This is a genomic window from Sphingomonas plantiphila, assembly GCF_046000505.1.
GTDB lineage: Bacteria > Pseudomonadota > Alphaproteobacteria > Sphingomonadales > Sphingomonadaceae > Sphingomonas > Sphingomonas plantiphila.
The window spans coordinates 157311-180380 of the sequence record NZ_JBELQC010000003.1; the positions used below are offsets into that span (position 1 = coordinate 157311).

Genomic DNA, 23070 nt, shown 5'->3' on the forward strand with positions numbered 1-23070 from the left:
TCTCTCTCAGGCGGGGTGGTCGAGCAGGGCGAGCTGGCTGCTCGCCTGTTCGTCATGATCGGTCAGGTCGGTGGGATAGTCGCCGGTGAAGCAGGCGTCGCAATAGCGCGGCAGCACTTCGCCGCGCTTCGCTTCGCCGAGCGCGCGGTACAGGCCGTCGATCGACACGAACGCCAGGCTGTCGGCCTTGATGAACTCGGCCATCTCCGCGACATTGTGCTTCGCCGCCAGCAGCTTGGACCGCTCGGGCGTGTCGACGCCATAGAAACAGCTGTGCGTCGTCGGCGGGCTGGCGATGCGCATATGCACCTCCGCCGCGCCGGCTTCGCGCATCATCTCGACGATCTTCAGGCTGGTGGTCCCGCGCACGATCGAATCGTCGACCAGGATGATGCGCTTGCCCTCGATCAGCGCGCGATTGGCGTTGTGCTTGAGCTTCACGCCCAGCCGCCGCACTTCCGCGCTCGGCTGGATGAAGGTGCGCCCGACATAGTGCGATCGGATGATGCCCAGTTCGAACGGAATGCCCGATTGCTGGGCATAGCCGATCGCGGCGGGGACGCCCGAATCGGGGACGGGGATCACCAGATCGGCATCGACCGGCGATTCGATCGCCAGCTCGGCGCCGATGCCCTTGCGCACGGTATAGACCGACCGGTCCTGCGCGATCGAATCCGGGCGGCTGAAATACACCCATTCGAAGATGCACGGACGCGGCGCGATCGCGGTGAACGGGCGGATCGAGCGCAGATCGCCGTCCTGCACGATCACCAGCTCGCCCGGCTCGACGTCGCGGACATAGGTCGCACCGACCACGTCGAGCGCAACCGTCTCCGACGCGAAGATGAAGCTTTCGCCCAATTTCCCCATGACCAGCGGGCGGATGCCCAGCGGGTCGCGGCACGCGATCATCCCCTCGGGGGTCATGCAGATCAGCGAATAGGCGCCCTCGACCTGCTTGAGCGCATCGATGAAGCGGTCGAGCAGATCGCGATAGCCGCTGGTCGCGACCAGATGGATGATCGTCTCGGTATCCGACGTCGACTGGAAGATCGACCCGCGCCGGATCAGCTCGCGGCGGAGGTGCATCGCGTTCGAGATGTTGCCGTTATGCGCGATCGCGAAGCCGCCGTTCGCCAGTTCGGCGTACAGCGGCTGGACATTGCGCAGCGCGGTCTCGCCGGTGGTCGAATAGCGGACATGGCCGCATGCAACGGTGCCGGCCAGCGCGCGGATCACCTCGTCGCGGTCGAAATTGCCCGCGACATGGCCCATCGCGCGGTGCGTGTGGAAGTTGTGGCCATCCCAGCTGGTGATGCCGGCGGCCTCCTGCCCGCGATGCTGGAGTGCATGGAGCCCCAGCGCGACGAGCGCAGCCGCGCCCTCCGCACCGGAAACACCGAAAACGCCGCACTCTTCGCGCAGCTTGTCGTCATCGAATGGATGTGTGGTCAGCATCGGCCCTTCGGGGGAGTCGTTGGTCGATGGCCGCGCATATAGGGAGCCGATCCGGCTTTGTCGCCTGTTTGTCACATCAAATCGGGGATCATTGTGTTTCTCCGTAGGTTGGTAGCCGGTAAATCGGACAAGGAGACCCCTGATGGCAAAGGACCACGGACCCCAGGTCAAGGACGACGAGATGTACGAAATGCTGCGCGATGCGGGCGCTTCGAAGGAGAAAGCGGCGCGCATCGCCAATGCCCAGGCGAACCATTCGCTCGATCGCAACAGCACCCATCTCGAAAATCGCACCAAGGACGAACTCTATGACGAGGCGCGCGATATCGGCATCGAAGGCCGATCGAACATGACCAAGGACGAGCTGATCAAGGCGATCCGCTCACATTAACTTCGTCACCCCGGCCTTGTGCCGGGGTCCACTGCGCCTCGCGCGCGGCGATTGAGCCTCGAGCTTCACGCCAGCCTCCCGGTGGACCCCGGCACAAGGCCGGGGTGACGAGCAGGTGAAATCCTACCCCGTTCGTCACAATCGATGACACATCGATGACTTGATCGATTTCCTCACTCGCACTGACCTGTTTATCTCGTTTCAGCGCGCTGCACGGCTCCGATAGCTTCTGCACCACACCAACGATGAAAGATGGAGGGATTCCCATGGACGCCAAGACCGGATCGATCGACGGCGGCGGTTGCCCGATGCACAATGGCGGCGTCCGCGCGCTGCTCGGCCGCACCAACAAGGATTGGTGGCCCGAAATGCTGGCGACCGAGATCCTCAACCCCAACGGCGCGTCCAACCCGATGGGCGACGATTTCGACTATGCCGAAGCGTTCAAGTCGCTCGACTATCAGGCGCTGAAGCAGGATCTGCACGCGCTGATGACCGACAGCCAGGACTGGTGGCCGGCCGATTACGGGCATTACGGCCCGTTCTTCATCCGCATGGCGTGGCACGCCGCGGGCACCTATCGCACCGCCGACGGGCGCGGCGGCGCCAATAGCGGGCAGCAGCGCTTCGCCCCGCTCGACAGCTGGCCCGACAACGGCAATCTCGACAAGGCCCGCCGCCTGCTCTGGCCGATCAAGCAGAAATACGGCAGCAAGATCAGCTGGGCCGACCTGTTCATCCTCACCGGCAATGTCGCGATCGAGAGCATGGGCGGCCCGGTGTTCGGCTTCGGCGGCGGCCGCGCCGACGTGTTCGAGCCCGAACGCGACATCTATTGGGGCAGCGAGGACAAATGGGTGAATGAGGGCGTGCAGACCCGCATCGCCCCCGAACACGGCATGCACGAGCTCGAAGGGCCGCTCGCCGCGATCCAGATGGGCCTGATCTACGTCAATCCCGAGGGTCCCGGCGGCAATCCCGATCCGCTCCAGTCGGCGCGCGACATGAAGGCGACGTTCGAGCGCATGGCGATGAACCACGAGGAAACCGTCGCGCTCACCGCCGGCGGCCACACCTTCGGCAAGGCGCACGGCAATGGCGATCCCTCGACGCTCGGCCACGCCCCGGCGGGCGGCGACCTCGTCGCGCAGGGCTTCGGCTGGGTCAGCGGCGAGGAACATGGCGGCCGCGGCGAGCACACCGTCACCAGCGGGATCGAGGGATCGTGGGTCAACACCCCCACCGAATGGTCGGAGAATTACTTTCGCCTCCTGCTCGACTATGAGTATGAACTGGTGAAGTCTCCCGCGGGCGCGCAGCAGTGGCAGCCGGTGAACCAGAAGGAAGAGGACATGGCCCCCGCGGCGTGGGACTCGTCCAAGAAGGTCCCGACGATGATGACCACCGCCGACATGGCGCTCAAGATGGACCCCGAATTCCGCGCGATCAGCGAGAAGTTCCGCAACGATCACGAAGCGTTCAAGGACGCCTTCGCCCGCGCTTGGTTCAAGCTCACCCATCGCGACATGGGGCCCAAGGTCCGCTATCTCGGCCCCGACGTTCCCGCCGAAGACCTGATCTGGCAGGACCCGGTCCCCGCCGGCACCACTCCGTCGGACGACGATGTCGGCGCGCTGAAGGCCAAGATCGCGGACGCCGTTGGTTCTGGGGGCCTCACCGTCAGCCAGCTGATCAAGACCGCCTGGGCCTCGGCCAGCACCTATCGCAAGTCCGACCATCGCGGCGGCGCCAACGGCGCGCGCGTCGCGCTGGCCCCGCAAAAGGACTGGGAGGTCAACGAGCCCGACATGCTCGCCAAGGTGATCGACACCTTGAACGGCCTGCGCGGATCGATGAGCCTCGCCGACGCGATCGTGCTCGGCGGCGTGGTCGGGCTGGAAAAGGCGATCGAGGACGCCGGCTTCAGCGTGCCGGTCCCCTTCACCGGCGGCCGCGGCGATGCGACGCAGGAGCAGACTGACGTCGAGAGCTTCGCGGTGATGGAGCCGGAGGCCGATGCCTTCCGCAACTATGTCGGCAAGAAGAAGCTCGCGGTGAAGACCGAGGAGATGATGCTCGACCGCGCCTCGCTGCTCGGCCTGTCGGTGCCGGAAATGGTGGTGCTGATCGGCGGGCTCCGCGTCCTCGGCGCCAATCACGGCGAACGCGGCCATGGCCATTTCACCAAGCGCTCGGGTCAGCTCACCAACGACTTCTTCGTCAACCTCTACGACATGACCAATGTCTGGCAGGCCGCCGACGACCATGGCGAGGAATATACCGCGACCGACCGCAAGGAAGGCCACACCAAATGGCACGCCACCCGCGCCGACCTGATCTTCGGCTCGAATTCCGAACTGCGCGCGGTCGGCGAAGTCTATGCCGAGAAGGGGCATGAAGAGAAGTTCGTCAAGGACTTCGTCAAGGCATGGACCAAGGTGATGAACGCCGACCGCTTCGACCTGGCGGCGTAATCCTAAAAAACCCTCTCCCCTTCAGGGGAGAGGGTTGGGAGAGGGGCAGTTACAGCCTCGCAGAGAAATGGCCGCGACGGGACACCCCCCGTCGCGGCCGTTTCCTTACCGCCACCGCCCCACACCTATCGTCACCCCGGCCCTGTGCCGGGGTCCACTGCGCCTCCCGCGCATCGATCGAGCCTCAAGCCCCGCGCCCGCCTCCCGGTGGACCCCGGCACAAGGCCGGGGTGACGAACATGAAGATCGTTCAGTCCCAGTTGGCTTCCCAATCGCGCGCCCTTAAACTCTGCCCATGGAATCGATCGGCGGTGACCTCAGCACCATGGCCCCGCGCCCCTTCGCCGGGGCGCACCTCGCCGCAATCCAGGCGATCTCGACCACCCGCACCTACCAGTCCGGCGACATCGTCCTCGAAGCCGGCGCGCCGCAGGACCGCTTCGTGCTGGTCGAGGAAGGCGAGATCGAGATCGTCGATCCCGTCACCGGACAGCGCCTGCACGCATCCACGCTCGGCCCCGGCCAGTTCATGGGCGAGCTCGCCTTCCTCAACGGCGGCCCGCTCACGCTGGCGATGCGCGCGAGCGTCCCCACGCGTACGCTCGAGGCCCCCCGGCCCGACATGCTCCGCCTGATGAGCGCCGTGCCCGAGATCGGCGACCATATCCTCACCGTCTTCTCCGCCCGCCGCCGCCGCATCTTCGAATCCGGCGACAGCGGCCTCGTCGTCCGCGCCGCCGACCGCGACCCTGCGGTCGCGCGCGTCGCCAGCTTCCTCAACCGCAACCGCATCCCGTTCCATGAGGAGGCCGACGGCGAACCGCAGGTGACCTGGTCGGGCAACCCGATCGCCGATCCCACGCCCCGCGCGGTCGCTGCGTATCTCGGCCTCGACCTCAAGGCGCGCTCGACCGACTTGTTCGACCTCATCATCGTCGGCGCCGGTCCCGCCGGCGTCGCCGCGGCGGTCTATGCCGGGTCCGAAGGGCTGCGCGCGCTGGTGATCGAGGATTGCGCCATCGGCGGACAGGCCGGGACGAGCTCGCGCATCGAGAATTATATGGGCTTCCCCACCGGCATCTCCGGCGCCGACCTCACCTTCCGCGGGCAGGTTCAGGCGATGAAGTTCGGCACCTGCTTCGCCATGCCGCGCCGCGTCGAGGCGCTGGCCCGCCGCGACGACGGCTTCTGCGTCACGCTCGATGGCGGCGAGGAATTGTGCGCGCGCGCCGTGCTCGTCGCGACCGGCGTGCAATATCGCCGCCTTCCGCTCGACCGGCTCGAGGCGCTCGAAGGCGCCGGCGTCTATTACGCCGCGACCGAGATGGAGGCGCGGCTATGCGTCGCGACCGAGGCGGTCGTCGTCGGCGGCGGCAACAGCGCGGGGCAGGCGGCGATGTACCTCTCGCGCGTCGCCAAATGCGTCCACCTCGTCGTGCGCGGCGACAGCCTCGCCGACACGATGAGCGCGTATCTGCGCGACCGGCTCGAGGCCGATCCGCGCATCGTCATCCACACCAACAGCCAGCTCGAATGCCTCGAAGGCGACGACCATCTCGAACGCGTCACCTTCTCCCGACCCGCGGGCAGCATGGCAGTCGATTGCCGCGCCCTCTTCATCATGATCGGCGCCGCGCCCAATACCGGCTGGCTCTCGGGCCTGGTCGATCTCGATCGCAACGGCTTCGTCCGCACCGGGCACGAAGTCGGTGCCACGTCGACCTTCGCCACCTCATGCCCCGGCATCTTCGCGGTCGGCGACGTCCGCTCGGGCTCGGTCAAGCGCGTCGCGAGCAGCGTCGGCGAAGGCTCGGTCGTGGTCAGCGCGATCTGGACCCACGTCAACACGCGTCCCCCAGCCGAGGTGGGGATCGGCGGATAGATCCAACCTACACACGATCGTCTTCCGCGTGCCCACCGTGTCAGGGTTCATCTCATTCCAACGAACGCCCAACGGGCTATGACGTGCGGATGGAAACGACTGTCACCGTGATCAGCGACACGCACGGAAGGCATGAGGCGCTAAGCCTGCCCCCCGGCGACCTGCTCATTCATTGTGGCGATATGTTCAATCTGGGCGGCGACTCCGGCTCGATCCGCGAAATGGACGAATGGTTCGGCAGGCAGAAGTTCAAGCTGATCCTGTGCACCGGGGGCAATCATGATCGCGAACTGCAATCCGCACTCGCGCAAAATCCTCAACCCTTCGCCAACGCCCACCTCCTGAGCGATGCGCTCATCCGGTTTCAGGGGCTGAGCATTTATGGAGCACCCTGGGTCCCCGATCTGCCGGGCCACGCATTCTTCCGGAGCGCGGCGGCGCTGGTCGAGCATTGGTCGACCATCCCCGCTTCGCCCGACATCCTCATCACGCACACGCCGCCAAAGGATGTTCTGGACCGATCGAGCAGGGGGCGGTCGCATGGCTGTGGCGCATTGGCGCGCGAGCTGACACGCGTGGCGCCGCGTGTACATTGCTTCGGCCATGTCCACGCCAGCGTCGGCCAATCGAGCATCGGCGAGACGCTCTTCATCAACGCCTCCTCGATCGAAAGTGGGACGGGTCGGTTGAGACGCCCAGCCACATTCTCACTGTCGCCCCGGCCATGATGGCCGTTGGATCATCACGGGCCGGGCGCGGATCGCGGCCGCTGCGCTGAAAGAAGCCGGTCCTCGGCACCGAAGTAGCGGGCGAGCGCCGACCGAGAAGACAAAGTATCCGCACCCCCACGACCACCCGATCTTGGCACCCCCGCCACACCCCCGTAGAATCTCCCCATGCTCGCCCTGATCGCCCTTACGCTCGCCCAGTCCGCACCCGCCGCGACCGATGCCGACACCCGCGCATGGTGGGCGCTCACCGCCGAACTATCGAACGACAGCATGGAGGGACGCGACGCCGGTTCGCCCGGCTATGACCGCGCCGCGCAGCTCGTCGCCGATCGACTCGCCAAGGCAGGCGTAAAGCCACTCGGCAAGGACGGAAGCTGGTTCCAGCCCATCGCGCTGGAGCGCACCGACATCGCCCGCGCCGACATCCGCGCAGGCGGCACGCGGCTGCGCTTCCTCCACGACATCACCGCATCGCCCACCGGTGTCCCCGCCCAACTCGCCGGCAAACTCGCCTATCGCGGCTATTGCGGCGCCGACACGCTCGGCGATGTCCGCGGCAAGGTGGTGATCTGCCACAATACGCGCCGCGCCGGGCTGCCCAGCGCTGACGACCGCGAAAAGGCGCTCACCGCCGCCGGTGCCGCCGCGATGCTCGCCATCGCCGATCCCGGCTTCACCGTCGAACCACCGCGCTGGCCCTTCGCCTATGCGCGCAGCGTGCGCATCGCCGGCACCCCGGTCGCGCCGGTCGGGCTCCCGGTACTCACGATCAACGCCGACGCGCTCGGCAAGCTGGTGGGGAAGGGGCGCGACGCAGCCAGGCTGATCGCCGGCGGCAGCAGCGGCGCGCCGCTCCCCGCATTCGACATCGGCACCGACTTCACCGCGCGCTTCACGCTCGCCCACAGCAAGCTGACCTCGTCCAACGTCATCGGCATCCTGCCCGGCACCGATCCTGCGCTCGCCGATCAGGCGATCGTGCTCACCGCGCATCTCGACGGCTATGGCCATGGCACGCCGGTCGATGGCGACGGCCTCTATAACGGCACGCTCGACGATGCCGCCTATGTGGCGCTGATCGTGCGGCTGGCGGAGCGGCGCGCGGGGCAGGGGTTCCGCCGCCCGATCGTGTTCGCGCTCGTCACCGGCGAGGAAAAGGGGCTGCTCGGCTCGAAATACTTCGTCGCCAACCCGCCGATCCCGCTGTCGCGCATCGCCGGCAACATCAATCTCGATCAGCTGCGCCCGATCTTCCCGCTCGACCTGCTCACCGTCCATGCGCTCGACGACACCACGCTCGGCGACGATGCCCGCGCGGTGGCGACGTCGATGGGGATCGCAGTGCAGAACGATCCCGAGCCCGAACGGCGCCTGCTGATGCGCACCGACCATTGGAATTTCCTCAAGGCCGGCATCCCTGCCGTGAACTTCGTGTTCGGCTATCGCCCCGGCACCAAGAGCGAAGAGATTTACCGCCAATGGTATCGCACCGGCTATCACAAGCCGCAGGACGATCTGAAGCAGCCGATGGACTGGCAGGCAGCGGCCGACTTCAACCGCTTCTTCTACACGCTGACGCAGCGCGTCGCGGATCAGGATGCGCCGCCGCGCTGGAAGCCAGGCAGTACGCTCAGGCCGAAGTCCGACTGACCTCGAAGCGGTTCACTCGTCGCGGTTCGCGGCCGGGTCCCTGCGGGTAAACGTCATCTCGCCGTCCGGGCGGATCAGCGTCAACCGGTCGCCCGCGATCACCGCCTCGGCGCCGGTCAGGTCGACCACGCCGAAATCATTCGGCGTCAGCAGAAAGGTTGCGACCGTCCCGGCCCTGGCGTCGAGCGGCAGCCGTTCGGACCGCACGCGATAGGCGCGCATCGCAAAGGTGACGAAGCGCGGCGTGCGCCGCTCGTCCGCGGGCAGCGTCCACGGCCCGCCCGCCAGATAGGAGTCGATCGCCTCGCCACTGTCGAACTCGATCCGCAGATCGACCCCCGGCACGTCGCGCCCGCCCGGCGTCACCACGCGCAGCGCAAAGGGTTGTCCGGGCGCGGCCGCAATCGCGGCGGGGGTGATCGTCGGCGCGACCGGGCGCGGCACGCTGGTCAGCGCGATCCGGTCGCCCGATCGCGTCCAGCGCCCCTCCGCACGCTCGTCGAGCGATCCGACGGTCAAACCATATTGGAAGCTGCCGTCGGGATTGAGCCGGATGCCCGCGACCAGCTCCATCTCGCTGTGCACATAGTCCCCGGCGACGTCGGCGGGCGCGGCCTGAGGCTGCTCCTGCGCCATGGCGCTCACGGGCAGCCAGCCGAGCGCCAGCACGGCCAGAAGCGCCGTCCGGCATCGGCGGTCGAGCGCGGGGAAGGGTCGGTCATTCCGCATCGGCATGGCGACGACATAGCAGCCGACGCTGCGCGCCTGTCAAACGCATCGGCGTCCGCGCCCGCGCATGGCCGCACAATCGGTTGAAGCCGGGGCGGGGGAGCGGCTAACACCGCGCCATGTCCGAACCCGCCTCCGAACCGCGCGATTCAACGCTCGACCTCAATCCCAAATTCGACGCCGATGGCCTGATCACCGCCGTCGCCACCGATGCCGCGACCGGCGAGCTGCTGATGCTCGCGCACATGAATGCCGACGCGCTGGCGAAGACGCTGGAGAGCGGCGAGGCGTGGTTCTGGTCGCGCAGCCGCCAGCGGCTGTGGAAGAAGGGCGAGAGCAGCGGCAACGTGCTGCGCGTGGTCGAGGCGCGGATCGACTGCGACCAGGACGCGCTGTGGCTCAAGGTCGACGCCGCCGGCCCCGCCTGCCACACCGGCGAACGCAGCTGCTTCTTCCGCCGCGTCGAGAACGGCAAGCTGGTGCGCGGGTGAGGGGACAGCGCCCCCATCAACCCTCCCCCTGGCGGGGGAGGATCATGTCGACCGTCGCCGCCACCCTCCTCCTCGCCGCCTGCTCCGGCGGCGCCCCGCAACCCGCCGCCAGCCCCACACCGCCAAGCCTCGAATCCGCCGCGATCGACCGCGGCCTGATCCGCGACCCCGCCGACACCGACGTCAGCGGCCTGTACGCCCGCGATACCGACCGGGTGTGCGTCGTCCGCCAGGGCACCGCCTACCGCATCGGCGCGTTCGTCGATTATGGCGACGGCTTGAGCTGCACCGGCCGCGGCACCGCCGCGCGCTCCGGCTCCAGCCTCGCGGTCGAGCTCACCGGCAAGGGCGACGCCAGCTGCGCGTTCACCGCGAAGTTCGATGGCGAGCGCATCACCTTCCCCGCGACCCTCCCCGACGCCTGCGCCAAACTCTGCGGCCCGCGCGCCTCCTTCGCCGCGCTCGAAGTCGAACGCCTCAGCGAATCCGCCGCCGAAGCCGAAGCCCTGCGCACCGCCGAGGGCAAGCGCCTCTGCGCGGACTGAGATCGCGGTACCGGCCCGCTCCCCCACCCGGCCACCCATTCCAGACTATCCTGCCGATGGGTGGCCGGGTGGGGGAGCGGGCCGGTACCGAACCCCAAGCAAACAAAGTTGACGTTAACGTCAACCCATCCTAAATTCCCCTTCATGGCAACGAAACTGAAGGCCGTGGCCAGCTTCGCCCCGATCGAAGCCCGCCCGGACAAGGAGAGCTTTTCGATCTCGGACCTGTGCGCCGAGTTCGAGGTCACCGCACGCGCGCTGCGCTTCTACGAGGACGAGGGCCTCATCAGCCCCGAGCGCCGCGGCCTCCAGCGCATCTACTCGCACCGCGACCGCGCCCGGCTCGCCTGGATCCTGCGCGGCAAGCGCGTCGGCTTCAGCCTCGCCGAGATCCGCGAGATGATCGACCTCTACGATGTCGGCGACGAACGCCGCACCCAGCATCAGGTCACGCTCGACAAGTGCCGCGCCCGCATCGCGCTGCTCGAGCGACAAAAGACCGACATCGACGCCGCCATTGCCGAACTCGACGATTTCATCGCGGTCCTCGAAGGCCGCGCCGCCCCGATCAAATAAGAACAGGACCCGAGACGATGCCCCGCTACAATCCCCCCGTCCGCGACACCCGCTTCATCCTCGATCGCGTGCTCAAGCTCGACCGCTACGCCAACCTCCCCGGCTTCGCCGCCGCCACCCCCGACGTGGTCAGCGCGGTGCTGGAGGAGGGCGGCAAGTTCGTCGCCGAAGTCCTGTTCCCGCTCAACCATAGCGGCGACCAGCAGGGCTGCACCCGCCACCCCGACGGCAGCGTCACCACCCCCGACGGCTTCAAGGAAGCGTACAACCAATTCGTCGAGTCCGGCTGGGGCACGCTCGCCGCGCCCGAAGCGCTCGGCGGACAGGGCATGCCGCACGTCGTCTCCACCGCGTTCCAGGAGTATATGATCTCCGCCAACATGGCCTTCGCCATGTACCCCGGCCTCACCCACGGCGCGATCGAAGCGTTGCTCGCCAAGGGCAGCCCCGAGCAGCAGGAGAAATACGTCCCCAAGATGGTCAGCGGCGAATGGGGCGGCACGATGAACCTGACCGAACCGCATTGCGGCACCGATCTCGGCCTCATCAAGACCCGCGCCACCCCCAATGCCGACGGCAGCTGGTCGATCACGGGGACGAAGATCTTCATCTCCTCCGGCGAGCATGACCTCACCAGCAACATCATCCACCTCGTCCTCGCCAAGACCCCCGGCGCGCCGGAGAGCAGCAAGGGCATCAGCCTGTTCGTCGTCCCCAAATTCATGGTCAACGACGACGGCACCCTCGGCGCGCGCAACGCCGTCACCTGCGGCGCGATCGAGCACAAGATGGGCATCCACGCCAACTCCACTTGCGTCATGAACTATGACGGCGCGACGGGCTGGCTGGTCGGCGAGGAGATGAAGGGCCTCGCCGCCATGTTCATCATGATGAACGCCGCCCGCCTCGGCGTCGGCCTCCAGGGCCTCGGCATCGGCGAAGTCGCCTATCAGAACGCCGTCCAGTACGCCCACGACCGGCGTCAGGGCCGCGCGCTCACCGGCGCGCAGGACCCGGAGGAAAAGGCCGACACCCTCTTCGTCCACCCCGATGTCCGCCGCATGCTGATGGAGGGCAAGGCGATGACCGAGGGTCTGCGCGCGCTCTGCCTGTGGGGCGGCCTCCAGGTCGATCTGGCGCACAAGGCGGAGACCGAGGAGGAGCGCCAGCTCGCCGACGACCTCATCGGCCTGCTCACCCCCGTGATCAAGGGCGTCGGCACCGACGCGGGCTACAAGATCGCGACCGACAGCCAGCAGGTCTATGGCGGCCATGGCTACATCGCCGAATGGGGCATGGAGCAGTACGTCCGCGATGCCCGCATCGCGATGATCTATGAAGGCACCAACGGCGTTCAGGCGATGGACCTGGTCGGCCGCAAGCTCGCCCAGAATGGCGGCCGCGCGGTCCAGACCCTGTTCCGCATCGTCGCCGAAGAGGTCGCCGCCGCCAAGGCGAGGCCCGAACTCACCCACCTCGCCGAAGCCCTCGAAAAGGCCAACGGCCAGCTACAGGCCGCGACGATGTGGTTCATGGCCAACGGCATGAAGGACCCCAACCAGGTCGGCGCCGGCGCCTATTCGTACATGGAGCTGATGGGCACCGTCGCGATCGGCCTGATGTGGCTCCGCATGGCCGACGCCGCCGTGCAGGCACTGGCCGAAGGCGACGACGACAAGGCGTTCTACGAAGCCAAGCTGGTCACCGCCCGCTTCTACGCCGACCGCATCATGCCCAACGCCGGCGCGCTCCGCCGCAAGATCGAAAGCGGCGCGGAGACGATCATGGCGCTGCCGGTGGAGGCGTTTGGGGTTTGAGGGGAGGGGGCGGGCGCTTCGACGCTCGCTCGTTCACTCATTCTAAGATGGGCTGCCGACGTCTCGCTCTAAATCCTGAACTTCGTGAGCAATAACGCGGCCGAACTCACGCTGGACCCGTTCGATATCCCAAGTAGAAATCTCTTCTATGGTATGCCGAGTCATTGCTGAAATCGCAGTTGTCATTTGGTTTACGTCGAATTCATCGAAGTTCGGAATGTAAGATGTTTGGCTGAGATTGAATTTTATCTCATGATGCGACTTAACGAAACGCTTCACCTCTGGTCGTTTTTCCACCGGAAATCCGACCCTGGCCAACTGTCTGTCAATAAATATGTCTAAAAATTTCAATTGCGACAGGCACTCGGTGTAGGAAAAAAACATCATCCAGCCGCGTCGTCGTTTATCAACAATGCACCCAGTGATCTTGAGATTAAGGCGAAATAACGTCTTTTCAGTATCTCTCCGGTGCTTGAAGTCAGTTAAAACTCCTTGCAAGTTATTGAACATCCTCTTGTAGGATGATTCTCGAATGGAGACCTTGCCGCGAGTTATTCTGTAGCCCAAGAAGTCTACACCGTCTTGCACAGGCGATATTTCCGTCTTGCCCGCAGTTCCCTTCGCGTGAATTTTTAAACCACGCGCCCTTAACTTCGCAGAGACCGTGCGAAGGAGGTCATCTGCATCCTTCGTCGGGCAAATGTAAAGAATGTCGTCAACATAACGAAAGTATGACGGATTAGACCGTAGTTGCTGTTCGTCAAAGCGAAGCATGTAGAGCGCGGCTAGTGCTCCCGATATACTTAGTCCCTGCGGGACACCTCGATCTGGCAAAGGGCTTGGCGAGCCTGTGGGATTGGTGATTGCCATCGAGCACAGATTCTGAACCAGCGGGATAACGCCCGCCTTCCGAAGTTCCCTCTGCAAAATTGGATGTGAAAGGCTCGGGAAAAAATTCTCGACATCGATTCTCACGAAGGAGTTTGCAGCCTGGTCGCCTTCTCTGATGTGCGCGACAACTCGTTTCACAAGGGTGTGTGGAGTTACGCTACGGGTTGGGGGTATATGATCATGCAAGAGTTGGCAGATCGCACGCAGGGTGAGTCGATCGCGAACGGTGGGAATAGAAATCTGACGTGGTGCACGTTTAGCCCCGCGAAGAATTAGGCGCTCCTTATAGGTCGTAAACCGATAGGTTCCCGCCGAAATCTTTCTTGCGATCAACTGAGCTTCGGTAGCGAGCCTACCCTCAAACGCAGGTACGCGGACGCCGTCTTTTCCCGTGGCCTGAGACCGGACGATTTTTGAAGAGAATAGGTCGCGCAGGAAGGCCGCGTCAAAGTAGGCATCCTGCTCTCGAACAAAGCTTTCCAAATTGAGAATGTCGAGGAGTGTTAGCTGGGCCAAGTTTAGCTCTCAGGAGCGATCGTCACGAGAAATAGAATGATCGGTATTGAGGCTAGGGCAATGAATATTGCGTAGTTCAGTACGATGCGGCCCATGTGTAATGCGAGTGCCCACCCCTCAAATTTGATTGGACCATGTGCGTCGATTAGGTGAGTGCCGCGAACTTTCGCAGAAAGCAAAACGCTATCGTAATCGAAATTTGAATGATTCTCAAAAGGGATGAGTATATCATGATATTTTTTAAGTATGATTTCCGGGTGTTCCGTTGAGTCGTATAGTTCTTGTAATTTTAAATAACATTCTCGAAAACTTGCGGCCCTCAACTCAAAGCGTTGTGAATAAACGAAAACAGATGCGGTCAGCACAAGAACGGAAAGCGATGTTGTGGCAACGCCGCCATCGTTTACTCCGTAAAACGTAGATATGTCAGCCAGAGATACTATAATAATCGCAATTGAGTACCATGCGATCAGAATTTGTGACCAAAACGCGAGCCGATGCATCCGACATTCCGCCGCCACCCTGGCTTTGTAAGTCAGGTAAATCCGCTCCAGCTGACTTCGGTCGTTCACGGTGTGGGGGTGTGTGGTGGGCGCAGACATTGGATCACTGATTCTTCCGAAGAGGAAAGTGTATACTAGGGCGAACCTGGCAATAAGGACAACGGTGCTATGCACCGCTAACGGCTAACCGTTCCGCCCACCACAGTTGCTTGATAGTCAGTGAGTTGCGCTGAAGCAATTGCACTGAAAGCTCAGGACGCAGCATTAGGACCGCTGAGTAAGAACAAAAATAGAACTTTCCTACAGCCCCCGTTCCGGCATACCTAGACGGTCCTCTGCATCCCATCAGCAAAGGACCGGCCCAAATGAACGCTTTCACCGCGCCAGAACCGGCGCCCTACGACGTCTCGACCTTCAACCACGCCAAGTTCCACGAACTCGAACCCGGCGTGCCCGATGCCCAGCGTTACGACGGCTGGACCCCCGAAAAGCAGAAGCGCTTCCTCACCGCCCTGTCGCGCGGGCATAATGTCACGCAAGCCTGCGCCATCGTCGGCATGTCGCGCCAGACCGCCTATGCCCTGCGCGACAGCGCGCGCGGCGCGGCATTCGCGCTGGGGTGGAAGGCGGCTCAGCTGCGCGCCCGCGATTCCCTCGCCGACGAACTGATGGACCGCGCCTTCAACGGCGTGCGCGAAAGCGTCACCGACGATAATGGCCGCATCACGACCCGCCACCGCTACGACAATCAATTGGCGTGGAAGGTGCTGAACCGGCTCGACAAGCGCGCCGACGCCGCCTGTACCGACGGCGACGCCGCCGCCGTCCGCCTCGTCGCGGCCGACTTCGAACAATATCTCGATCTGGTCGAACAATCGGCGGCGCCGGGCCGCGCCGGCCTGTTCCTCGCCGCGCGCTTCGGGGCGGCGGGCATCGCGACCGAGGACGACCTGACCCCGATCCGCACGCTCGCCCGCGCCGATCGCTGGCTGCGCACCCATGTCGATGCCGGCGCCGCCGTGCCCGCCACCGATCTCGACCCCGCCGATCGCGCGACCTGGACCGACGAACAATGGCGCCGCGCCGAAGCCATCGGCCTCGTCGCGCTCGCCGCCGAAGCCCCGCCGGAGGAGGAGGCTGATCGCCCGTCGGAAACCCGCGATTCTTGTCAGGATCGTCCGGACAGTGATGCCGATATCGACGACGAACTCGGCATCTGGTGGAGCGAAGAGGAGGGGGTCTGGCGCACCAGCTTCCCGCCGCCGCCCGATTTCGAGGGCTATGAACGCGGCGACCCCGGCGATTCCGACTATCAGCGCGAACTGAGCGAGGAAGAGGCAGAGGCGCTCGCGGCCGAGGAAGCCGCGGAACGCGCGCCCCGCATCGCCGCCGGCGCAGCCGTCCGCGACGCCTGGATCGCTCGCTGCCGCGCACTGGCGGAGGCGGGGGCATCCCAAAATCCTCCCCCGGAGGGGGAGGGGGACCGCCGCGAAGCGGGGGTGGAGGGGTGTCCCGGGTGAGAGGGCGCGCATCCGCCTCGACGGCGACACCCCTCCGTCGTCGCTGCGCGCCGCCACCTCCCCTTGCAGGGGAGGATCGCTGAGCCAGCCCATACCCCCTTGAGCCTTTCGCTCACCCCGCCATAACGGGGGGATGCTGCTCCCGGACACGCCGCTCCATCCGCTCGAACGCGGCCAGCTCAACGCGATGCGGCTCACCGCCGCCGCCTTCTGGTCGATCGCCACGCTCGTCTCGATCGGCCCGGGCTTTGGCCTCGGCACCGCGTTCGACTGGTTTCCGATGTGGCTGCCGCCGGTGGTCATCGCGCCGCTCGGCATCTGGTCGGTGCTCTATGCCGTCCCGCGCCGCTGGCGCCGCTGGGGCTGGGCGTGGACGGGCCGGGAGCTGCACGTCGCCTCGGGCTGGCTCACCCGGCGCCACACCATCGTCCCCGCCGCGCGCGTCCAGCATATCGACGTCACCGTCGGGCCGGTCGAGCGGATGTTCGGCGTCGCCACGCTGGTGCTGCACACCGCCGGCACCGCCAACAGCGAGGTGCATCTCCCCGGCATCACCCGCGAAACGGCCGAGGAGATTCGCGACGCGATCCGTGAACAGCTCACGGTCGACCCATGGTGACGCAGGACTTGCCCGACACGGCGACCGATGGCGCGGACGACCATCACGCCCGCCGCGTCCATCCGCTGACGATCCTGATCTGGTTCCTGAAGAAGGCGCCACAGAATGTCGTCGGCCTGCCCGCGCTGATCGGCTTCACCTCCGGTCGCGGTCTCGGCTGGATCGCCCTGGCGGCGGCGGTGGTGGGGCTGGGCAGTCTGGTCTGGACCTGGGTCAACTGGCGGCGCTTCACCTATGAGGTGACCGACAGCGAGCTGGTGATCGAACGCGGCCTGCTCAACCGCACCCGCCGCTCGATCCCGCTGGAGCGGATCCAGGATGTCGGGATCGAACAGGGGCCGTTGTCCCGCATCTTCGGCCTCGCCGAAGTCCGGGTGGAGACCGGGGGCGGGGAGAAGGACGAAGCGGTGCTCGACAGCGTGTCGCTGTCCGAAGCCGCGCGCCTTCGCGGAGCGCTGCGCGGCGCCCCGGCTCGCCGGGCGAGCGTCGGGCTCGAAACGGACGAGGGGGTGCTGGCGGCCGAGGACGCGCTGGCCGATGTGTTCGCCATGCCCCCGCAGCGGGTGTTGCTGCTGGGCCTGTTCAGCTTCTCGCTGGTGTGGATCGCCGCGCTGGCCGGTGCGATCCAGTTCATCGGCGATGCGCTGGGCTTCGGCTGGGACGACATCGCCGACCTGGCCCGCACCGCGCGGGGAGAGGTCAGCAACCGGCTGAACTACTCCACCGGCCTCGGCCTGTTCGGGGTGGTGGTGCTGCTGGGGGTAATCACCGGCATCGCCCGCACGGTACTGCGCGACTGGAACTTCAGGCTGCGTGCCGGAGGCGGCCGGTTCCGCCGGACAAGGGGGCTGCTGACCCGCAGCGAAGTGGTCGTGGCGATGCGCCGCATCCAGCTGGCGCTGGTCCAACGGGGTCCGTTCCGCGGGATGCTGGGCTGGAATGCGCTGAGTTTCCAGACACTTGGCGGCAGCAACGATCCCAGCGGTCGGCAGGTCATGGCTCCGCTGGCCCGCGACCACGAAGTCGCCGCGATCATCGACCGCGCCGGCTTGCCCCCCTTCGAAAGGCTCCCCCTCCGCCGCGTCGCCCCCGGCCACGTCCTCCGCGCCACCCTCACCGCCATGCCGTTCCCGGTGACGGTGGTGGCACTCGCCCTGCTGCTCACCCCCCTGGCCTGGCTCGGCTTGGCAGTGGCACTCCCGATGGTCGCCATCGCCCTGCTCCAGCGCAGCTTCCACCGCTACGCCGTCCGCGATTCCAGCCTGCAGGTGATGCGCGGCGTCCTGCTTCAGCAGGACTGGATCGTCCCGGTGGACAATATCCAGGTCGTGACCCTGTCCGAAACCCTGCTCCAGCGGCTGCTGGGTCTGGTGACGGTCCGGGTCGACACCGCCGGAGCCGGCGTCGGTGCCACCCCCGTCGTCGTCGACCTCGCCGCCGCCGATGCCCGGACCCTGGCCCGCGACCTCGCCGCTCGGGTCACTTAGGCCTGGGGGTCGGAACGGGCGATATCACGACCGAAGGCGGTACCATGATCTCACTTTTGCGCCGCACCCCGCTCAGCACCTCCGGCGCCGCCCGACCCGGCACCGCCGTCGGCGCAACCCTCGGAACCAGCGGCAGCCGTTCCGTCGGATCGACTACCACCCGCCGCATGCACTGGATCGGACTGGGCCGCTTGAATTCCCCGCAATTCCACAGCGCCTTGCCATAGCCCTGGGCGTTGTCCCGCAGATAGCTGAACGACATGCTCTCCAACTGTGCCGGGGTCAGCGTGGCGCCAGCCGGAGGTACCTTGCTTCGATCGGTCCAGCCCAGGAACTTGCAATAGGGCCGCTCGCCACAGGTCCGGATCGCCAACGCCGCAAAGCCATCTGCCCCCAGAGACGGGTCCAGAGCCACGTAGAAGCTGTCCCCGCCCACCGCCACAGGCTGAGGAAGCGCCGACTCCGGAATGGCCGCCGGGTCGAGTGTCGCTCCGGTGACGGTCTCCACAGGCTCTCCCGCTCCGGCATGAAATGGCGACAGCCGCGCCATCTTCGCAATCACCGGCTCGGCGCCGGCGTAGCTGCGGCGGAACGCCGGCGGCGTGCCCCACCACCCCGTCCAGCGAAAGAACAGGTGGGTGTTGACCTCCGCGACCTTGTCCAGACTGGCGCTCCAGTACGGCACGACCCAGTCGGTATGATAATGGGTCGAGTGTCCGACCTTTGCATACACAGCGCCGCTGAGCGCCTGGCGGGCGAGCGCCTGAGCCCGCGCCCATGCGGCGGGGGACGGGGTGCGCCGCATCGCGCCGTCGCAGGTGAAGGTGAACTGACATCCGGTGCGCCGTTCCTGCCCCTGGAACACCACCCCGCATACCGACTTCGGGAAAGCGGGGTGCCGCATCCGGTTCAGCACGACCTGCGCGACGGCGCGCTGGCCCACCGGATCGTCGCCCGCCTCGTACCACGTTGCCGCCGCGAGACAGTCGACCGCTCGCCCCTGATCCTCGGGCGTACCCGTCAGGACAAAGGCGCGAGCAGCAGGGTTCGGGGCGGTGGAGAAGGGAACCGCGGCGTTGAATTCCCGCGCTTCGAGCAGCGACAGGTCGGCGAGCACGACCGGCTCGACAGGCGGCAGCTCCGCCTTGGGAACGACGCGCTTGGGACGCGCAATTTCGGCGAGGATCGGCTTGCTCACGACGACACGTGGCGTTGTGGCGATCACCGCCAGCGGGCCTGCGATCGCCATCAGCGCGATGGTCGCGAGCGCCGCCCACAGGCCTGGCGCGATACGGGGTGAAGGTGCCGAAAGCGGAGAGGGCGTCACAGGCGCGCATTATCCTTGAGCGGCATTGGGCGCCAGTCCTTAGCGCAACGTGCGAGTGTGGAAAACAGACGCGCGAGGCCTTTGCGGGATAGCTGCCGCTACTCGCGCCGTCGAGGCTCAGGGCCAGAAGCCCGTTGCCTCGCACAGGTCCCAACTGTCCGCCACCTTCATGCGACACGCGATGTTTGTCGGCCCGCACATCGCATATTCGCGTTCATAGCGCTTGAAGCAGCTCTCCAGCGCTTTGGCCGGCGGAATTTCCGCAGCCCGTACGGACGTACGAATAAGCTTCGCCTCGGCCGCCCGTGCCGCCGGAACCGTTGCCTCCACGGTCGCGGCGCGCACCGCAGCAGCCTCGTTACTGCCGAACACCATCGGCCACGCCAGAAAGATCGCCAGCATGACGCTGACGCAGATCATCGCATCCCTCACGATTTCCCCCCGGAATCCGTGTTCCCCGACTCAGGTCAGCGTAACCGTTCCGGGACAGAATGCGAGTCTTTCAAGCCTCGGGAAGAAAGTCCGGAACGCTCAAATAGCGCTCACCTGTATCATAATTGAACCCCAGCACCCGCTTGCCCGCCGGAAGGTCGCCCAATTTCTTCGCGATCGCAGCCAGAGTGGCGCCGGACGAGATGCCGATCAGCATCCCTTCCTCGCGCGCTGCACGCCGGGCGAACTCTTTGGCATCGGCGGCATCCACCTGGATCGCCCCATCGATCGAATCGGTGTGGAGGTTCTTCGGCACGAAGCCGGCGCCGATTCCCTGGATCGGGTGCGGCCCGGGCTGGCCGCCCGAAATCACGGGCGAGAGTTCCGGTTCGACCGCATAGACCTTCAAATCCGGCCAGCTTTTCTTGAGCGTCTCGGCAACGCCGGTGATATGCCCGCCGGTACCGACACCAGTGACGATCACATCGGGCGGGCTGTCGGCGAAGTCCGCCAGGATCTCCTGCGCGGTGGTGCGGACATGGACGTCGATGTTCGCCGGGTTCTCGAATTGCTGCGGCATCCAGGCGCCCGGCGTCGACTCGACGACTTCGATCGCCCGCTCGATCGCCCCCTTCATCCCCTTTTCACGCGGGGTGAGGTCGAACGTCGCGCCATAGGCCAGCATCAGGCGGCGGCGCTCGATGCTCATGCTTTCGGGCATCACCAGGATCAGCTTGTAGCCCTTGACCGCGGCGACCATCGCCAGACCGACGCCGGTGTTGCCGCTGGTCGGCTCGACGATCGTGCCGCCGGGCTTCAAGCTGCCATCGGCTTCCGCAGCCTCGACCATCGCCAGCGCGATGCGATCCTTGATCGACCCGCCGGGGTTCGAGCGTTCGGACTTGATCCACACTTCCGCGTCCGGAAACAGCCGCTGGACGCGGATATGCGGCGTGTTGCCGATCGTTTCGAGGATCGTGTTCGCTTTCATGCCTTGATCTCCTCTTGCGGGGAATTTTCGAGCGACGCAGGTGGATCGAACGTCCGCGCGCGTCGCAATTCGGGAAAGATACGCGCCCACAGCGCAGTTACCAAGATCGCCGCGAAGCCGCCGCCCACGGTCGCGACCAACGGCCCGATCAACGCGGCGAGAAAGCCCGATCGTGCCTCGCCCAGTTCGTTCGAGCTGGAGATGAACAAGGTCGAGACCGATCCGACGCGACCGCGCATCGCGTCGGGCGTGTGCAACTGGATAAGCGAGGATCGGACATAGACTGAAATCATGTCGAACCCGCCCAACGCGATCAGCGCGCCGATCGACACGAGCACGGCGGGCGCGAGTTCGCTTCCGATCATCGCGGGGCCGAACCAGCGGCTCATCAGCGGCCCGGCCCAGCCGAATACGACCGTGGCCACACCGAAGCCGACCACAGACCACAGCATCTTGGTCCCGACATTCGATTTGAGCGGGCGCCACGAGAGAATCGCCGCGACCGCCACCGCACCGACCGCGGGGGCGGCGCGGAGATGGCCGAGGCCATCGGCACCGATCATCAGAATGTCGCGGGCATAGATGGGGAGCATGGCGGTCGCGCCCCCGAGCAGGACGGCGAACATGTCGAGCGATATCGCGCCGAGGACGAGGCGGTTGCGTCGGACATAGCGCAGGCCATCGACCATCTGGGTGAAGGGGTTGCCGACCTTTGAAAGCGCCGTGCGCGGCACCGGGGTGACCAGCAGCATCATCACGAACGAAAGCGCGAACAGGCCGGTCGACACCCAATAGGGAACCGACGGACCGGCGGCATAGAGATAGCCGCCCATCGCAGGGCCCCCGATCGATCCCACCTGCCAGGCGAGCGCGCTGAGCGCGATGGCGGTCGGGAGCGATGCGGGCGGAACCAGATTGGGCGCCAGCGCCTGCTGCGCAGGACTGACGAACGCGCGCGCGACGCCCAGCAGGGCGGCGATGGCGAAGAGCGCGGGCAGATTGATCGTGTCCGACCAGGTCAGCCAGGCGAGGGAAGCCGCGCAGGCGAGTTCGAGCGCGATCGAACCGCGGATGATCCAGCGCCGATCGAGGCGATCTGCGATCCACCCCGTGACCAGGGTCAGCGCGAGCAGGGGCAGAAACTGGACAAGCCCGACCAGACCGAGCTGAAGCGCAGCCTGTTTGATCCCCATCGTTTCGCGCGCGATGTCATACACCTGCCAACCGATCACCACCACCATGGACAAGCCACCCAGGGTCGAGGCGAGGCGGGCGATCCAGTAGGCGCGATAATTGGGGATGCTGAACGGATGGGCGGCCATAATATCCTGTCCGGCCGCCCATCCCGATGATCGGCAGCTCAGCGGGCCTCTACGGCCAGACCCGGCCGCTGCGCAACGAAGCTTTGATTGCCGCTACCGGCGATCGCCCCATCCCTGGCGGCCCGGATTTGGCGCGCCAGCGATGGAGTCCGATTGTCAGGCGAGCGAAACGTCCGCCACCTTGTCGGAATAATCCGCCTTGGGATCCGCGCCGAGCAGCATCTTGATCCCCGCGAACAGACTGTTCTCGTTGAGCCAAATCTGGCCGTGCTCGGTATCGAGACGCAGCAGTTCGAGGTTCGGATCGTCCTTTCCACCCTCGTACCAGGCAGCGACGAACGGGTTCCACAGGCGGTCGATGGTCTCGCGATCATGGTCGATCGACAGGTTGCCGTGGATCGTCGCCCACACTTCATGTCCCTTGGACGCGAAATGCGCCATCGCGCGATGGCCCTGCGCCAGCGCCGCGACCAGGCCGTTGTCCTTCGTCGTGAAGAACCAGATCGGCCCGCCCGCGCGATCGGTGTCGCGGAGCGCGGTCATCGGCTGGGCATGACCGTCGCGCGCGCCGTCCAGTCCCAGAAAAAGCGTGCGATCGTCATCAAGCGCTTTCCAGAATTTTGCGGCAAGTTCCTGAGGGGTGGGCATGGTTCAGCTCCTTGAAAATGAAAGTCGGAGCGGGAACGGGTGGACGCGGGCGGCGGTTCCGCTGTCGTCG

Annotated in this window: 21 protein-coding genes; 12 read left to right on the forward strand and 9 right to left on the reverse strand. The window is 65.8% G+C overall.

Annotated features, from left to right (window positions below; all coding sequences use genetic code 11):
* Positions 1 to 6: 6 nt before the first annotated feature.
* Positions 7 to 1458, reverse strand: a complete 1452-nt coding sequence (gene purF / locus ABS767_RS15705; protein WP_408080052.1) for an amidophosphoribosyltransferase — start codon at positions 1456 to 1458, stop codon at positions 7 to 9.
* A 142-nt stretch (positions 1459 to 1600) separates the two neighbouring features.
* Between purF and ABS767_RS15710 the strand changes: the two genes are divergently transcribed.
* From ABS767_RS15710 to ABS767_RS15730, 5 genes are all read left to right on the forward strand, one after another.
* Entirely contained in the window at positions 1601 to 1849 is a 249-nt protein-coding gene (locus tag ABS767_RS15710; RefSeq protein ID WP_408080054.1) for a DUF7218 family protein, read from the forward strand.
* Between the two features lie 266 nt (positions 1850 to 2115).
* Positions 2116 to 4323 (forward strand): catalase/peroxidase HPI, encoded by a 2208-nt coding sequence (katG, locus tag ABS767_RS15715; RefSeq protein WP_408080056.1) that lies wholly within the window; start codon positions 2116 to 2118, stop codon positions 4321 to 4323.
* Positions 4324 to 4618: 295 nt separating this feature from the next.
* Positions 4619 to 6205 carry an FAD-dependent oxidoreductase gene (locus ABS767_RS15720; RefSeq protein ID WP_408080058.1) on the forward strand — a complete coding sequence of 529 codons (1587 nt, stop codon included), beginning with the start codon at positions 4619 to 4621 and terminating at the stop codon, positions 6203 to 6205.
* 107 nt (positions 6206 to 6312) lie between these two features.
* Positions 6313 to 6933: a metallophosphatase domain-containing protein gene (locus ABS767_RS15725; protein ID WP_408080060.1), complete on the forward strand. Its 621-nt coding sequence runs from the start codon at positions 6313 to 6315 to the stop codon at positions 6931 to 6933.
* Between the two features lie 168 nt (positions 6934 to 7101).
* A complete protein-coding gene (locus ABS767_RS15730) occupies positions 7102 to 8586 on the forward strand; it encodes a M28 family peptidase (RefSeq protein ID WP_408080062.1) in 1485 nt (494 codons plus the stop codon).
* 12 nt (positions 8587 to 8598) lie between these two features.
* Here the strand turns inward: ABS767_RS15730 and ABS767_RS15735 are convergent, their stop codons facing one another.
* Positions 8599 to 9321 carry a hypothetical protein gene (locus ABS767_RS15735; protein WP_408080064.1) on the reverse strand — a complete coding sequence of 241 codons (723 nt, stop codon included), beginning with the start codon at positions 9319 to 9321 and terminating at the stop codon, positions 8599 to 8601.
* Between the two features lie 113 nt (positions 9322 to 9434).
* On the opposite strand from ABS767_RS15735, the gene hisI reads away from it, so the two are divergent.
* The 4 genes from hisI to ABS767_RS15755 all read left to right on the forward strand — a co-directional run bounded on the left by hisI (position 9435) and on the right by ABS767_RS15755 (position 12744).
* Positions 9435 to 9806 carry a phosphoribosyl-AMP cyclohydrolase gene (gene hisI / locus ABS767_RS15740; protein ID WP_408080066.1) on the forward strand — a complete coding sequence of 124 codons (372 nt, stop codon included), beginning with the start codon at positions 9435 to 9437 and terminating at the stop codon, positions 9804 to 9806.
* Positions 9807 to 9850: 44 nt separating this feature from the next.
* The gene (locus tag ABS767_RS15745; RefSeq protein WP_408080068.1) at positions 9851 to 10351 is read left to right on the forward strand and encodes a hypothetical protein; all 501 of its coding nucleotides are present in this window, start codon (positions 9851 to 9853) and stop codon (positions 10349 to 10351) included.
* Between the two features lie 144 nt (positions 10352 to 10495).
* Positions 10496 to 10927: a MerR family transcriptional regulator gene (locus ABS767_RS15750; protein ID WP_408080070.1), complete on the forward strand. Its 432-nt coding sequence runs from the start codon at positions 10496 to 10498 to the stop codon at positions 10925 to 10927.
* Positions 10928 to 10944: 17 nt separating this feature from the next.
* Positions 10945 to 12744 carry an acyl-CoA dehydrogenase C-terminal domain-containing protein gene (locus ABS767_RS15755; protein WP_408080072.1) on the forward strand — a complete coding sequence of 600 codons (1800 nt, stop codon included), beginning with the start codon at positions 10945 to 10947 and terminating at the stop codon, positions 12742 to 12744.
* 42 nt (positions 12745 to 12786) lie between these two features.
* On the opposite strand, the gene ABS767_RS15760 is transcribed toward ABS767_RS15755, so the two are convergent.
* Positions 12787 to 14151, reverse strand: coding sequence for a reverse transcriptase domain-containing protein (locus ABS767_RS15760; RefSeq protein ID WP_408080074.1), 1365 nt, complete (start codon positions 14149 to 14151; stop codon positions 12787 to 12789).
* A gap of 2 nt (positions 14152 to 14153) precedes the next feature.
* Complete coding sequence (locus ABS767_RS15765) at positions 14154 to 14723, reverse strand: SLATT domain-containing protein (RefSeq protein ID WP_408080076.1); 570 nt, start codon at positions 14721 to 14723, stop codon at positions 14154 to 14156.
* A gap of 296 nt (positions 14724 to 15019) precedes the next feature.
* Between ABS767_RS15765 and ABS767_RS15770 the strand changes: the two genes are divergently transcribed.
* From ABS767_RS15770 to ABS767_RS15780, 3 genes are all read left to right on the forward strand, one after another.
* Positions 15020 to 16174, forward strand: coding sequence for a hypothetical protein (locus ABS767_RS15770; protein ID WP_408080078.1), 1155 nt, complete (start codon positions 15020 to 15022; stop codon positions 16172 to 16174).
* 133 nt (positions 16175 to 16307) lie between these two features.
* A complete protein-coding gene (locus ABS767_RS15775) occupies positions 16308 to 16793 on the forward strand; it encodes a PH domain-containing protein (protein WP_408080080.1) in 486 nt (161 codons plus the stop codon).
* Positions 16787 to 18280: a PH domain-containing protein gene (locus ABS767_RS15780; RefSeq protein ID WP_408080082.1), complete on the forward strand. Its 1494-nt coding sequence runs from the start codon at positions 16787 to 16789 to the stop codon at positions 18278 to 18280. Before ABS767_RS15775 ends, ABS767_RS15780 begins: the two co-directional genes overlap by 7 nt.
* On the opposite strand, the gene ABS767_RS15785 is transcribed toward ABS767_RS15780, so the two are convergent.
* The 5 genes from ABS767_RS15785 to ABS767_RS15805 form a co-directional block, all read right to left on the reverse strand.
* Entirely contained in the window at positions 18273 to 19607 is a 1335-nt protein-coding gene (locus ABS767_RS15785; protein WP_408080084.1) for a cell wall hydrolase, read from the reverse strand. The two genes, ABS767_RS15780 and ABS767_RS15785, sit on opposite strands and share 8 nt — an antisense overlap.
* A gap of 117 nt (positions 19608 to 19724) precedes the next feature.
* Entirely contained in the window at positions 19725 to 20039 is a 315-nt protein-coding gene (locus tag ABS767_RS15790; protein WP_408080086.1) for a hypothetical protein, read from the reverse strand.
* A gap of 70 nt (positions 20040 to 20109) precedes the next feature.
* The gene (gene cysK / locus ABS767_RS15795) at positions 20110 to 21030 is read right to left on the reverse strand and encodes a cysteine synthase A (protein WP_408080088.1); all 921 of its coding nucleotides are present in this window, start codon (positions 21028 to 21030) and stop codon (positions 20110 to 20112) included.
* Positions 21027 to 22352 (reverse strand): MFS transporter, encoded by a 1326-nt coding sequence (locus ABS767_RS15800; protein ID WP_408080090.1) that lies wholly within the window; start codon positions 22350 to 22352, stop codon positions 21027 to 21029. The genes cysK and ABS767_RS15800 overlap by 4 nt, the downstream gene beginning before the upstream one ends.
* Before the next feature lie 156 nt (positions 22353 to 22508).
* Positions 22509 to 23000 (reverse strand): pyridoxamine 5'-phosphate oxidase family protein, encoded by a 492-nt coding sequence (locus tag ABS767_RS15805; RefSeq protein ID WP_408080092.1) that lies wholly within the window; start codon positions 22998 to 23000, stop codon positions 22509 to 22511.
* Positions 23001 to 23070: the final 70 nt, after the last annotated feature.

Coding starts and splice junctions, on each gene's coding strand:
- purF (WP_408080052.1), bottom strand. CDS start 1,458: ATGCTGACCACACATCCATTCGATGACGACAAGCTGCGCGAAGAGTGC.
- ABS767_RS15770 (WP_408080078.1), top strand. CDS start 15,020: ATGAACGCTTTCACCGCGCCAGAACCGGCGCCCTACGACGTCTCGACC.
- ABS767_RS15750 (WP_408080070.1), top strand. CDS start 10,496: ATGGCAACGAAACTGAAGGCCGTGGCCAGCTTCGCCCCGATCGAAGCC.
- ABS767_RS15780 (WP_408080082.1), top strand. CDS start 16,787: ATGGTGACGCAGGACTTGCCCGACACGGCGACCGATGGCGCGGACGAC.
- ABS767_RS15730 (WP_408080062.1), top strand. CDS start 7,102: ATGCTCGCCCTGATCGCCCTTACGCTCGCCCAGTCCGCACCCGCCGCG.
- ABS767_RS15800 (WP_408080090.1), bottom strand. CDS start 22,352: ATGGCCGCCCATCCGTTCAGCATCCCCAATTATCGCGCCTACTGGATC.
- ABS767_RS15720 (WP_408080058.1), top strand. CDS start 4,619: ATGGAATCGATCGGCGGTGACCTCAGCACCATGGCCCCGCGCCCCTTC.
- hisI (WP_408080066.1), top strand. CDS start 9,435: ATGTCCGAACCCGCCTCCGAACCGCGCGATTCAACGCTCGACCTCAAT.
- ABS767_RS15710 (WP_408080054.1), top strand. CDS start 1,601: ATGGCAAAGGACCACGGACCCCAGGTCAAGGACGACGAGATGTACGAA.
- ABS767_RS15755 (WP_408080072.1), top strand. CDS start 10,945: ATGCCCCGCTACAATCCCCCCGTCCGCGACACCCGCTTCATCCTCGAT.
- ABS767_RS15745 (WP_408080068.1), top strand. CDS start 9,851: ATGTCGACCGTCGCCGCCACCCTCCTCCTCGCCGCCTGCTCCGGCGGC.
- ABS767_RS15805 (WP_408080092.1), bottom strand. CDS start 23,000: ATGCCCACCCCTCAGGAACTTGCCGCAAAATTCTGGAAAGCGCTTGAT.
- katG (WP_408080056.1), top strand. CDS start 2,116: ATGGACGCCAAGACCGGATCGATCGACGGCGGCGGTTGCCCGATGCAC.
- cysK (WP_408080088.1), bottom strand. CDS start 21,030: ATGAAAGCGAACACGATCCTCGAAACGATCGGCAACACGCCGCATATC.
- ABS767_RS15735 (WP_408080064.1), bottom strand. CDS start 9,321: ATGCCGATGCGGAATGACCGACCCTTCCCCGCGCTCGACCGCCGATGC.
- ABS767_RS15775 (WP_408080080.1), top strand. CDS start 16,308: ATGCTGCTCCCGGACACGCCGCTCCATCCGCTCGAACGCGGCCAGCTC.